Raw genomic sequence first — 12713 nt, 5'->3', positions numbered from 1 at the left:
ATTATGCACCAACACGGCTAATATAGACGGTGCAATATAACAACTCTACAGTTTTGGGCAAGAATAAAAAGCCTACTCTCTTTTTCCATCTTTCATCTTTAAGATTTGACAATACGCATAATTTCATGCTGACCTGTTTTTTGTAACTTTATCCCTGTATGAACTTCGGTATATTCTTTGCTATTAACATAGAGCATATTTTTAGGTCCCCATTTTACTTTAATGCTATAAACGGCATCATAAAACTTCATTGTTGCTTCATATTTTGGCCAAATAGAGGGTAAATGTGGCTGCAAAAATAATAGGTCTCCCTGACGCTGTATTCCAAGAATAGCTTGTGTTGCGGCGCGATAAAACCAACCGGCTGAACCTGTATACCAAGTCCAACCGCCTTGACCACATCGTGGTTCAACAGCATAAATATCTGCAGCCATCACATAAGGTTCAACACGATAAATTTCAGGATCTTGTCCATGGGTAATTGGGTTTATCATAGAAAATAAAGCATAAGCTTTATCGTTTTGTTCCATTTCAGCCAACGCAAAAATACTCCAAATGGCACCATGCGTGTATTGACCACCATTTTCTCGAATTCCTGGAGGATAACCTTTTATATAACCAGGCTCGAGCGTACTTTTATCAAAAGGCGGCCAAAAAAGGCGAATGAGTCCGCCTTTTTTATCATAGAGCTGTTCCAACATTGATTTCATCGCTTGTTTTTGACGTTCAGGCGATGCCATTTGAGAAATGACAGCCCAAGATTGAGCAATGGTATCAATTTGACATTCATCATTGATTTTAGAGCCAAGAGGTGTTCCATCATCAAAATAACCACGTCGATACCAAGCACCATCCCAACCGTTTTTCTCTAGGGATTTTGTTAAATGTTCAAGGTACGTACTCCATATTTGCATATGGCTATTATCACCACGTTTTTTGGCTAAAGAAATAAATGCTTGTAATGTGTACCCAAGAAACCATCCTAACCAAATGCTTTCGCCTTTTCCTTCCACACCGACCAAATTCATGCCATCATTCCAATCCCCACCTAAAATAAGAGGGAGACCATGTGGTCCGCAGCGTTTAATGGCAAGGTCTAAAGCTAAAACACAATGTTCATAAACTGTTGCAACCTTTGAGGATTGGGTGGGTTGAAAATAAGCATCCTGTTGCCCACTTTTGAGAACATCACCTTCAATAAAAGGAATGAGCGTATCAAGAAAAGCGTCGTCACCAGTGGTAGTGACATAAAGAGCTGTTGCATATGCAAGCCAAACGATATCATCAGAAATGTATGTACGAACACCAGCATTTGTGTCAGGCAACCACCAATGTTGCACATCACCTTCAAGAAATTGGTGCGCTGCTGCATTTAACAATTGTTCACGTGCTAATTGTGGTTCCAGCAATAACAAAGACAAGCTATCTTGTAACTGGTCACGAAAACCAAATGCACCACTCGCTTGGTAAAAGCCTGCGCGTGCCATGATGCGGCATGCGTAGATTTGATAAGGAAGCCAATGGTTGACCATAAGATTAAAAGAAGCATCAGGTGTTTTGACTTGGAAAGGAGAAACAAAATCACTCCATTGCTGTTTTTGTTTTGTGAGCTGAATTTCAAAATCACTTGCACGTACTTGATTGAGTAATTTTTCAGCTTCTTGCCTATTTTCAGCACTGCCAAGATAGAAGATGATTTCTTTTGTTTGCCCTGGTTGAAGATCAATATCATAGGCGAATGCTGAACAAGGATCACATCCTGCTGCAATGGTATTCGAAAGAGCACCAGCTTTATGGATCGCATTTGGACGTGTTACGGTTCCCGTTGCACCAATAAATTCAGCGCGATTGGTCGTCGTGCTGGTTGGCATTTCGGATGCTGATAAAAATGTAACTTGTTGATATTTCTCGATGTGATAGGGATTTTGAATAAAATGTGCACCCCATCTAGCCTCATAAGAGGAAACAATAAAGGGGGCATATTTTGTACGGACATTTCCCAAAACCCATTCAACATAATTATAAAGGCGTAAACTGCGTGGTTTTTTCCCTTCATTCGTAAGGATAAGACGTGAAAAGCGAATAGGTTTTTCGGGATCAAGTGTATGAGTCAGTTCTAATGCGATTTCTGAATGTGTTGATTTAAAAGTTGAGAATCCAAACCCATGACACGCCTCATAGACAATATTTTCGTCACATTCAACAGTAGAAACGGGTGAGAAACGTTTTAAAGACTGGCGATCAACCAGATAAAGTGCTTCTCCTGGTCGGTTAGACGTTGGATCATTCGCCCAAGGAGTTAGTTGATAATCGCGGCTATTGTTAGCCCAAGTAAAAATTGCACCTTCAGCAGAGACATGAAAACCAAATCTGTGATTAGCAATGACATTAATCCACGGATGCGGTGTAGTGGTACGTCCATGAAGACGTATTACATAATGATTATGCTGATTAAAACCACCGTAACCATTCCAATATCTTAGATCTTCTCCATTTGGGAGAAAAGAGGATGGTTTTTGTTGGCTAATAAGACCAATGGAAGAAAAAAGATTTTGTTCAGTTTGTGTTGTAAATTGCTGTCCTTCGTTATATCTTGGCAAGTCTAATTGATCATAAGGTTCTTGATAATTTTTACGAACTGTGAGATTAAAATCATTCTCATCAAGTCGTTTAAGTTGTTCAGATAAAGAGCCATTTTGGGCATCAAGAACGATACGCGCTGATGCAAGAAGCGTTTTAAAACTCTGTTCACTCATTTGATCGCGTCGAAGCATGAAAATATGTTGGCGTTCATCTGCTTTTTGCGTGTGGTGATAATAAGATTCACAGACCCACTCAAGAGCGCGTTGTGTACTTTGTATATAAGAAAATGTTTGTTCATTAAGAATGACCAAATCAACAATGAGTCCACGCATACGCCAATATTCGTGTGCTTTAAGGAGCTCGCGCAGTACAGTTATATTTCCCTCGTTATTTAATCTAAGAAGACAGAGTGGATTGTCTCCTGAGATAGACATGGGCCAAAGATTAGACTGTTTTCCTAGCGTTTTTGCTAATATTTCAGAAGGAAGACGCCACGTTCTTTCTGGATAAATAAGCGGTGTTGCATATTTTTGATAGATAATAGCTTCTTTAAGCTGGGTTCCGCTCTGATACAGTGCGACTTGTGAGTGCGTCCATGCCATTGAAAGTTCTTTTTGAAACATATCAGGTTGTCGATAATGTTTAATATGATTATTTAGCGCTTCTTTTGTATGAGCAGCAAAAGTCCAAAAAATAAGTTCTGCTTTTTCATGGGCTGAAATTTTTATACGGCATCGCAATGACATAACAGGGTCAAGAACACAACCTTGACTGTTACTGAAACGAGCATTTTGGTCAAATGCAGCGGGTCGATGAATAGATCGCCCCCGACCAATAAACAGAGAGCGATCTGTTTCAGCTTCTGTCTCTTGGAGAATATCTGTTGTACTAGAAACAAAATGGGTAACATAGATTTCAGGATCACTAGGCGAGCGTTTGCGCCTTTTGGCAAAAATTGTTTTACCTTCTTCAGTAATTTCTGTCTCTATAAACATACGGGAAAAAACAGGATGAACTTGGTCTGTATCCATCGTGGCAAGCGCTAATTCACCATAAGAAGTCACTTCAATGAGTCGGTCTTTATTTGTCGTATTCATCAGTTGAATACGTCTCCCTTCGCCACATCCTTCAGATGTAATAAGACATTCAAGTGTTGATTTAATACCATCAACCATTTTTGTATATTCAGCCTTTTCATCTGTAAAAATGCTGACAGCTTCTTCTTCAATAACACGTGTTGGCTCACCAGTAACAGACCACCACCGTCCACTATGCGTATCACGTAAGAAGAATAAAGTACCTTGTTGATCTTCTGTTGCATCAGAAATAAAGCGCGTAATCGCATAATCGTGCCAACGGCTGTAACCAGAACCGTTCGCTGTTAACATGGTAGAATAAAAGCCATTAGACAAAAGTAAAGTTGCTCGTGGTTTGAGTAACGGGTTTGTAATAATGCGCAAAGGGGCTGCGTCAAATGCTTGAGACTTATTGCGCATACGATTAACAGCTTTGGTATGAATAATAGGAATGAGATGAGGCGCTCTTTCCTGTAAGAGCAATTGTGTTGCTTCAATAACGGGATCACGGTGAAAACGATCACGCATTCGCCCTTGAAAAATAACATTGTTAAGAGCAAGGATAGACATGCCATGATGGTGCGCATAATAATTGCGTATAATGGCGTATTTTTCCCCTGTTTTCACGCGTGTTGGAGTAAAATCAACAGAGTCATAATAACCATATGTTCCTAAAGCTCCAAGATCACGGAGTCGTTTTAAATTAGCGACAGCGCAAGCAGGAGCATATTGTGCCGCTAGAAGGCTGGCATAGGGAGCAATGACAGCATTGCGTGAAAGACCACGTTGGAGTCCGAGGTTTGGAACACCAAAATGAGCGTATTGGTAATTCATTAAATGATCGCGAGCATTAAATGCGGCTTCTGAAATACCCCATGGCAATTCCCGTTTATGGGCATATTGTATTTGACAACGAATAATCAATCGATTTGTTTGATCTAGGAGAGATCCTAAAGGTTCATGCATTACGAGAGATGGCATAAGATATTCAAACATTGATCCAGACCATGATAGGAGTGCACCTTTCCCACCTATGGGTACGAGAAGTCGACCAAGACGAAACCAATGTTTAAGTTTTATATCTCTTTTTGCGATGGCAAAAAAGCTTGCAAGACGTGCTTCTGAAGCAAGTAGGTCATAACAATTTTCATCGAGTTTGTTTTCTTGAACACGATATCCTATGGATAAGAGATGCCGTTTAGGCTGTTCTAAAAAGTCAAATTTCATATCAAAGGCTATTTGCCGTGCCGCTATAGCCAGCCTGTTTAGTTTTTTACGTAATTTTTCAGTATCACAATGAGCAGTCGCATCATTACGATGAGCGTTACAGGTGTCGATAAGGCATTTAGCCCAAGAAAGCGCACGAGCAGATTCTATCGTTTGAATTTTGTGGTCAAGTTCACCGACTAAGTGCACAATATCGTGGGCTGCAAGTGAAAGATCTATGATGTGAGAAGGGACCGTATTTTCTTGTTCTAAAAAAGTGAAGACAGAATCATGAAAACGAGTGATGTTTTCTTCGATTTTTTGGTGTAAAGAGCGTAAACTGGGTTGATGATCTGGAATTTCTCTGACAGTTTCTTCAAGAATAGCAAGAACATCCGATAAGCCTTCTCGATCACTTTGGAAAAAAAGAAGCGGTTTTTCAGCCCATTCACTTAAAGCAGAAGAGAGTGTTACCAAATGACCGGCAAGATTTCCTGAATCAACGGTTGATACATAAGTAGGTAAAAGAGGCCTGAGTGTATCCGTTTCATACCAATTATAGAGATGACCACGAAACTTTTCCATTTTTGTAAGAGAGCGTAATGTACATTCAATACGGTTGATGGTCTCTTCAAAACCAATCCAGCCAAAATCACGTGCTGCAATAATAGAAAGGAGATAAACGCCAATATTCGTAGGCGATGTACGTTGAGCAACAAGAGGTTCAGGATCTTCTTGAAAATTATCGGGAGGCAGATGGTTGTTTTGTGCATTGACAAAGGTTGTATAATAAAGCCATGTCCGCCGTGCAATAGAGCGGAGTTTTTTTTCATCTTTTGAAGAAAGATCAAGGCTATCTTGAAAGGTTGAAGGTTGACTCACAATCCAAGCAATGAAGGGTGAAAAAAACCATGCTATCCCAAAAGGCAAAGCAACCAAGCTTGCAAAACTATCAGAAAAAAGAGGGAGTGCTATAGTAAGAATACCAATAAGCGATGCTGGTGCCATTGTAAAAACATAGAAACGCAAACTATTGGGTATTGATTTTGTTGCGGCAGAAGTTTTCCATTCAAGAAGATGCTGTTTTGAAATCGTCATACGATAGAGTGTACGAATAATCGCATCGGTCATAAAATACGCCGAATGAGCAAGAAACGTCGTTTTAAGAAATATATCAGCGCTTGTAAGAGCAATTTTGTTCCAAATTAATTGAAAATGTCCACGCAAAGAATGATCTATATTGGATGAGACAAGCGTTTTTAATACACATAGAATGGGTGAAATGAAGGAGCTAAACAACAAGAATAGTTGCCAGACGATTGCACTCTTTAAAGACAAAAAAGCCCATCCTGCAAATGCTGCGATTAACCACATAAGTGGAGTGAGAGAACGACGTAAATTATCCTGCACTTTCCAACGCGTCACGGAACTTATTTGACGGTGGGAAAAAAGATAAGGCAAAAGCTGCCAATCACCGCGGACCCAACGATGATAACGCATAACATCAATATTATAAGCGGTTGGATAGTCTTCAATGACTTCTATGCTACTTACCAGAGCAGTACGAGCATAACCTCCTTCTAAGAGATCATGACTAAGAATAGTATTTTCTTTAATTTTGCCATCAAGTGCTTGTTCAAATGCATCAATATTATAAAGACCTTTACCGATAAAGGTGCCTTCTCCTAAAAGATCTTGATAAGTATCAGAAACAGCAAAAACATAAGGATCAATGCCACGGTTGATAGAAAAAACCCGTTGGAGAATTGATGTTTTTTTTCCTGTTGTAAGAGAAGGAATAATGCGTGGTTGTAAAATGCTATAGCCCTTTACAACCTTTCCACTTTGTGGATCAAAAACGGGATGATTGAGTGGATGGTTAAGCTTTCCAACAAGTTTCGCGACGCTCTCTGGAGTAAGACGTGTATCACAATCCAGCGTCATAACAAAACGGCAATCCATAGGAAGATGTGGATTGGGAGGATAAAAGCTTGTATTTTTATCGCCTCTTAAGAGCCGATTAAGTTCATGAAGTTTTCCTCGCTTTCGTTCCCATCCCATCCAACATTTTTCGCTTGTATTATAAAGGCGTCGGCGATGTAAAAGGAAAAAAAGCGGAAGTTCATCACGATGATAACGACTATTGAGTTTATCAATACTCTTTTGCGCATAGTGCAATAAATCAAGATCATCTTGCGTTTCTCTCAATGGAGCATCCACCCAATCTGTAATGAGTGCAAAATGAATGGCACCTTTAGAATTGGAAAGATAGTGCACTTCAAGATTGCGCACTTGTTCATCAATATCATCGCGTGATGTCATCAAAGTAGGTACAATAACCATTGTCCGTGCATGTTTTGGAATACCTTCTTTATATTCATAACCAATGAGTTGTTTTGATGGGACAAACCACGAAACAACAGTGTTAAATAAAGCAAAAGCAGCATCCATAGCAGGAAAAAGCGCCAATACAGTAAAGCAAAAAGATATCCATTGTGTCATGCCAGATATTTGTAAAAGGGCGTAAATTACCAGCAAAAGAGCAAGCGTCAGAAAAGAGACAGGAACGGCGATGACTCTCAATTTTGAGCAACAGGAAGCGCGTGTCCATTTTATGAGAAAGGGCGGAATATACCCACAAGCCTTTTCAAATATGCCACGACCATCATCAACAAGGTACCACCCCACACAAGAATGATGAGGCATATCTTTAGAAGTGGAATTTGCCATTTCTACAACTTTATGTGCAACTTCCAGTTCACTAAGAGGCGAAAAGCGAGAAACTTTTTCAATGACTTGTCGATAAATATTGCGTGAGTGAGCATCAATTTCAGAAAAATCACTATTTTTACGCAAAATAGAATCGACACAACTCACTGTTTCAAACCATGCTGTCCAATCAACATCATCTATAGCTTTAAGAGCACGGATAATATTTCCCATGGTCACACCATCTGCTGCTTGTCGGGTATGTTCATCAGCTGTTGCAATCTCTAAGCTACTACCTTGGCTTTTCAATTGCTTTTCAAGCCAAGTTAATGCTACGGTTGAATCGACAGATGCACTGCGCAGGCGATAGAATAAATGTGCTGAAAAAGTTGGATCAACAGTAAATGGTTTATACTGCGTAAAAAGAGAGTGTGGATTTGTTTTATTTTCTACAAGAGAAATTTTATCAGCTACTTGACTAGCAAGATGGCGCATATGTCGCGCTTTTTCGATACGTACTGAAAGACGACGGACATTTTCAATGAGCAGCATTTGCATAACTGAAGGAAAAGCCCACAATTCACCAATTGTGAGCGCACAAACTTCTTGAAATCCGTTGGTCATAGCAGTGAGTGTTTCTTGTGAAAAGCTGCTATCGGTATGCGCAATATAAAGCCAAGTTAAAGCAAAAATTCGTGGTATTCCGGCTTTGTGTGTAGAAAGAGGAAGTTGCTTTATGAAGGACTTGGGTAGATTACGACGTAGCTTTTGTATGGTTTTATCAATGGTGTAATGATTATCAATGAGCCATTGAGCAGATGGTGCGATGGTTTCATCATTTCGAGCAGCAAAATCACTGGTATGAAAGGCATGAAGAATAAGTTTAGCATTTTCATTCAATCTCTTGCGAAAATCTCCTACTCCTTCATATTCAGGGAGTAAAATTTCTTTACCAGAAGCTATATCATGCCCTAAGTTATAAAGATCTTCCTGTACCTTATAGATTGCACGAAGAGGAAAATCCGTATTAATAAAATGATCTTTTTTCTCTTTTTGAGAAAAAAGTATTTTATGAAGGGTATTATGCACGCCATGTCCCATTGTTATTTAATTACATCGTTTTTTATTTAAATTGTAAGCATTTTATCTGAATAGTGAACCGTTGTTAGACAAAAAACAAACTTTTTGTTTTTATTTGCAAGCATTTATAATTTTTGTTTCAATAATTTAAAAATAAGCAGACAATTTTTTTTAGAAAATAAAAAGGTCACTCCTAATGAGTGACCTTAATAATAACACCAACTTTAATGATTGATGATTAATCTTGTTCTTGTTTTTTCAAAGCTGCACCCAGAATATCACCAAGAGAAGCACCTGAATCTGTAGAACCATATTGTGCAACAGCTTCTTTTTCCTCTGCAATTTCTAAAGCTTTAATCGATACTGAAATTTTACGTGTTTTTTTATCAAATGCTGTGATGCGAGCATCAACCTTTTGCCCAATTGCGAAACGCTCAGGACGTTGCTCATCACGATCACGCGCAAGATCAGCACGCCGAATGGTTGTCTCAAGGTTGTGGTCAATCAATTTCACACCAATGTCATTGTCGTTAACAGCAATCACTTCGCATGTTACAACTGCACCTTTTCGCAATTCGCCAGAAGCAGCTGCTTCTCCAACTTTATCACTGGAAAGCTGCTTAATTCCAAGAGAAATGCGCTCTTTTTCAATGTCAACATCAAGGACCACAGCTTTAACGATATCGCCTTTATTGTAAGTATCAATAACTTGTTCACCAGGACGGTTCCAATCAAGATCAGACAAATGAACCATACCGTCAACATCGCCTTCAAGCCCAATAAACAGACCAAATTCTGTTTTATTTTTAACCTCTCCTTCAATTTGCGAATTGACAGGAAATTTATTAGCAAAAGCTTCCCATGGATTTTCAAATGTTTGTTTTAAGCCAAGAGAAATACGCCGTTTAGAAGGATCAATCTCAAGAACAACCACTTCTACTTCTTGTGATGTAGACAGAATTTTTCCAGGATGAACATTTTTCTTTGTCCAGCTCATTTCAGAAACATGGATCAGCCCTTCGATTCCTGGTTCAATTTCAACAAAACCACCGTAATCAGTAATGTTGGTAACAGCACCCGTAATTTTTTTACCAATCGGATACCGGACACTGATGCTTTCCCAAGGATCACTTTCAAGCTGTTTCATTCCAAGAGAAATACGGTGCGTATCTTGATTAATGCGAATAATCTGAACTTTAATCGTTTGGCCAATTGTGAGCACTTCAGATGGGTGATTAACACGCCGCCATGCCATATCTGTAACGTGCAAGAGACCATCAATCCCACCAAGATCAACAAAGGCACCATAATCTGTAATATTTTTCACCACACCTTCAACGATTTGGTTTTCTTCAAGATTTTGTACGATTTCTGAACGTTGCTCAGCGCGACTTTCTTCTAAAACAGTGCGGCGTGAGACCACAATATTGCCACGACGACGATCCATCTTCAAAATTTCAAAGGACTGTGAATTATGCATGAGGGGTGAAACATCACGAATGGGACGAATATCAACTTGGCTGCGAGGCAAGAAAGCAACGGCACCATCAAGATCAACTGTAAAACCACCTTTTACTTGGCTAAAGATCACTCCATCAACGCGTGCACCAGCATTGAATTTTTCCTCCAAACGGACCCAACTTTCTTCGCGCCGTGCTTTTTCACGCGATAAAACAGCTTCACCCATCGCATTTTCAATGCGTTCAATGTAAACCTCAACTTCATCGCCAACTTGCAAAGAACCATCTTTTGCTTTAGCTCCAAATTCTTTGAGAGGAATACGTCCTTCGACTTTAAGACCAGCATCAATAATGGCCATGTCTTTTTCGATTGCAATAACACGACCTTTAACAACAGATCCTTCATTAAGATCATTAGTTTGAAAAGATTCTGTTAAAAGGGCTTCAAAATCCGCTGTTGTGGGATTGTATTGTGACATAAGAACTCCTAATATATACCTTGTATTATAAGGTATGAGCGCTAGGTTAGTGTTAACATAAGCAACTCCCTAGCCTTTTCCCTTGAATAAGGGAAAAAAGTTAGCGCTAGGCTGGAAGTTACCTTAACGAATTTATCCAATTATATGCATTTTTATGATTGGATCAACAAAACTGCATGCAATTTCAAATGTTGCTTCTATACTCAATTCTGACGTATCAAGCAAGTGGGCGTTTTTTGCTGGTTTTAGTGGACTTTGTTTGCGCGTTATATCGCGACTGTCGCGCTGTTCAAGTTGAGCTAGGATTTCATGATAATTTGCTTGAACACCTTTTTTTAAAATCTCTTGGTAGCGGCGTTTGGCGCGTGTTTGAACATTGGCTAGAATATAAAACTTGATATCGGCATCAGGACAAACAATCGTTCCGATATCACGCCCATCAAGCACACAGCCGGGTAAAACTTTAGCAAAGTTGCGTTGTTTTTCGACAAGAATTTTGCGTACAGCAGGGTTAATTGCTATTTTTGAAGCCGCTTCACCAAGTTCATGAGAAGAAAGAAGAGAAGGATTTAAGGTATTAAAATCAAGTTCTGTAGCATAAATAATAGCATTTTTTTCATCATTAAGAGCTAAATTTTGTTGTAAAAGCGTATGAGCAACACTACGATAAGTAAGACCAGTATCGAGATGACGAAGGCGATAATGTGCAGCAATTTTGCGTGCTAAGGTTCCTTTGCCTGAGGCTGCAGGTCCATCAATGGCAATAACAAAAGGCTTCAAGCGATTTTCCCCCCAAGTTTTTTTATAAAAGGAATAAACTCTGGAAAGCTCGTAGCGATCATTCGTTTATCATCAATGGTAACAGGTTTTTCTGACACAAGCCCAAAAATGAGAAAACACATAGCAATTCGATGATCAAGATGTGTGGCAACATACCCCCCCCCCAAACCTTTGGCAGAACCTTTTCCATAAACAATAAGAAAATCTTGACCTTCTTCACAGTCTACACAATTAATTTTTAATCCTTGCGCAACAGCAGACAATCGATCTGATTCTTTTACACGCAATTCTTCAATTCCTAGCATAACTGTTTTGCCTTCTGCAAAGGCTGCTGCTACTGCCAAAGCAGGATATTCATCTATCATCGATGGAGCACGTTCTTTGGGCACCGTAACGCCTCTAAGGACCGATGATTTTATCTGTAGATCAGCAACATTCTCTCCACCTGTTTGACGTCGGTTCAAAAATTCAATTTGAGCACCCATTTCCCACAATGTTTCGATAAGTCCTATTCGAGAGTTATTTATCAAAACATTTTCAATGGTGATATCAGAGTCTTCTACAAGAAGGGCTGCGATAATTGGAAAAGCAGCAGAAGAAGGATCACCCGGAATATGAATCGTTTGTCCAGTAAGATGGGGTTGACCATTAAGATGAATCAAACGCGCACCTTTGTTATCTTTTTCTATTTCAAGTTGCGCACCGAATGCTTTTAACATTTTTTCCGTATGATCTCGTGTCAGAACTGGTTCAATAACAGTTGTAGTGCCGGCGGTATTGAGTCCAGCAAGCAGGATTGCTGATTTAATTTGGGAGGAAGCTATTGGAACACGGTAACGAATCGGATTAGCCATTTTCGGACCATAAAGCGTTAAAGGAAGGTAATCGTCGCGCGTTGCCTCAATTTCAACCCCCATGAGACGCAGTGGATCAAGGATACGCCCCATTGGACGTTTAGAGAGAGAAGCATCACCAATAAAGGTTGTTTTCATATGATACGGACCAACCATTCCCATAACCAAACGAGCACCTGTTCCAGCGTTTCCAAAGTCTAAAGGTTTTTGTGCAGCTAAAAGGCAACCATTCCCTGTTCCTCGTATGATCCAGAAGTCTCCTTTTTTAATAATACAGGCACCCATAGCTTGCATAGCAGCAGCTGTATTGAGTACATCAGCGCTTTCAAGTAATCCATGAATATATGTCTCACCACTTGCTAATCCTCCCAATATAAGAGAGCGATGAGAGATTGATTTATCTCCTGGTATTTGAATTTTTCCAGAGAGACTACTCGATTTATAGGTGGTTATAGGGATTGCTTTTTGCATGGAAATTCTATTTAA

At 39.6% G+C, this 12713-nt stretch carries 4 protein-coding genes; all 4 read right to left on the bottom strand.

Translation table 11 applies throughout. The features are described 5' to 3' along the window. Positions 1 to 98: 98 nt before the first annotated feature. Positions 99 to 8663, bottom strand: coding sequence for a GH36-type glycosyl hydrolase domain-containing protein (locus ACFING_RS00865; RefSeq protein WP_375629219.1), 8565 nt, complete (start codon positions 8661 to 8663; stop codon positions 99 to 101). 229 nt (positions 8664 to 8892) lie between these two features. Then, entirely contained in the window at positions 8893 to 10593 is a 1701-nt protein-coding gene (gene rpsA, locus ACFING_RS00860; protein ID WP_026500132.1) for a 30S ribosomal protein S1, read from the bottom strand. Between the two features lie 132 nt (positions 10594 to 10725). Further along, the gene (gene cmk, locus ACFING_RS00855) at positions 10726 to 11373 is read right to left on the bottom strand and encodes a (d)CMP kinase (RefSeq protein ID WP_375629216.1); all 648 of its coding nucleotides are present in this window, start codon (positions 11371 to 11373) and stop codon (positions 10726 to 10728) included. Next, the gene (gene aroA / locus ACFING_RS00850) at positions 11370 to 12698 is read right to left on the bottom strand and encodes a 3-phosphoshikimate 1-carboxyvinyltransferase (RefSeq protein WP_375629213.1); all 1329 of its coding nucleotides are present in this window, start codon (positions 12696 to 12698) and stop codon (positions 11370 to 11372) included. The genes cmk and aroA overlap by 4 nt, the downstream gene beginning before the upstream one ends. Positions 12699 to 12713: the final 15 nt, after the last annotated feature.

Source organism: Bartonella sp. AP150HLJHH, from assembly GCF_042196385.1.
In the GTDB taxonomy this organism is placed as follows: domain Bacteria; phylum Pseudomonadota; class Alphaproteobacteria; order Rhizobiales; family Rhizobiaceae; genus Bartonella.
This window is presented reverse-complemented; position numbering and strand designations above follow the sequence as displayed.